Origin of the sequence: Streptomyces ureilyticus (assembly GCF_011045025.1) — a bacterium.
Lineage (GTDB): Bacteria > Actinomycetota > Actinomycetes > Streptomycetales > Streptomycetaceae > Streptomyces > Streptomyces ureilyticus.
The window spans coordinates 1-1,497 of sequence record NZ_JAAKZX010000449.1 but is presented as its reverse complement, the minus strand read 5'-3'; the positions used below and the strand labels follow the sequence as shown (position 1 = coordinate 1,497).

General features: G+C 68.0%; 3 pseudogenes. All 3 read right to left on the bottom strand.

Annotated elements, in window-relative coordinates:
• A pseudogene (locus G6048_RS48050) lies at nt 1–527 on the bottom strand (hypothetical protein); the annotation flags it as partial.
• A gap of 161 nt (nt 528–688) precedes the next feature.
• Nucleotides 689–1,369: pseudogene (locus tag G6048_RS48045) on the bottom strand (N-acetylmuramoyl-L-alanine amidase); the annotation flags it as partial.
• A pseudogene (locus tag G6048_RS48040) lies at nt 1,333–1,494 on the bottom strand (carboxylesterase family protein); the annotation flags it as partial. The pseudogenes G6048_RS48045 and G6048_RS48040, both read right to left, overlap by 37 nt.
• Nucleotides 1,495–1,497 lie beyond the last annotated feature (3 nt).

Here is a 1,497-nt window from a genome sequence, read left to right as displayed (position 1 = left end):
CGCTTCTTCTGGTCGCTCCTGGCAGCCGTCGGCATCTTCGTGATGGGCGGCTGCTTCTCCTTCTTCCAGGCCTTCGAGGCGCTGCGCAGGGGAGCGGCGGAGCTGGCGATTGCGGCGGCGGCGAGGAGGAGGGTGGCGATGAGTGCCAGGATCAGGCCGATGCCGGCTTCGACCCCGCCGTCACCGGCGTTGGGGCCGATGTTGTCCGCGCCGCCGGCCGGGTCGAAGATGTTGCCGAGCGCGCTCCAGGCGGCGAAGACCGTGAACGCGATGCCGAACGGAGCGAGGTCGAGGCCCGCGACCTTGGGTGCCTGCGGCAGCCCGTGGGCGACGACGATGAGTGCGGCGCCAATGATGCCGGCAAGTACGACGCCCATCAGCACCGGCGCGCTTCCCCAGGCATTCGGGATGGCGAAGTCGTCAGGGGCCCCGTCGAGCGAATAGAGGTCAAGGAACGACGCGATCAACAGCAATACCGCTGCTCCGATCACCACGCCGTCGCCTCGAGTGAGGGAGCGGATATTCACTTCAAGTCCTTCATCAGTCGTCGTCTCGTCTTCGGTGGAGGCGTCGCTGTCACCATGTCGCCGTATGGCCGCGGTGTGAAGCGCGGGGGTGGCCCCTCATCGTAGGGACGACACTATCGTCCGACTGCGAGGGGTGGGTGGCCGGATCCGCTCGCAGATCATTACCCCCGCAGGAAACTCACGATTCCCGCAGAGATCCCACGCGCCGCCTTCTGCCTCCATGCGCCGCTGGTCAGCAGGGCCGCGTCCTTGCTGTCGCGCATGTTGCCGCACTCGACGAACACCTTGGGAACCGTTGACAGATTGAGACCGCCGAGGTCCGTGCGGACGTCGAGGCCGGTGCCGTCGCCGATGTAGTTGGAGGGTGCGCTGCCGGTGGCGCTGACGAGGTTGCCCGCGATGCGTTCGCCGAGTTCGCGGGACGGGGCGACGATCGGGCGGGTGTCGGCCTCGCCCTCGTTCACGGCGCCCGGCAGGATCACGTGGAAGCCGCGGTTGCCGGCGCCCGAGCCGTCCGCGTGGATGGAGACCACGGCGTCGGCCTTCGCCTTGTTGCCGATGCGGGCGCGTTCGTCGACGCACGGGCCCCAGAGACGGTCGCCGTCCTGCGTGAACTTGACCGTGGCGCCCTGCTTTTCGAGCAGTGTGCGGAGGCGGTGGGAGACGTCGAGGGTGAAACGGGCTTCTGGGTAACCGTCGTTGGTGGACGTGCCCGTGGTGTCGCATTCCTTGGAGTTCGTGCCGATGTCGACCTGGCGGTTGATCTCGGCGGTGTGGCGGAAGTTGCCGGGGTTGTGGCCTGGGTCGATGACGACGACCTTGCCCTTGAGAGGGCCGGAGGCGACCGCGCTTCGCCGACGGGTGGTGCGGCGTAGGGGATGCCCCGGAAGACAGCGAGTTCGTCCTCCCAGCGCCCGCGCACGGTCCCTGCGGTGGTGCGTACCTCGGGTTGCACCTCAGTTGCCATCGT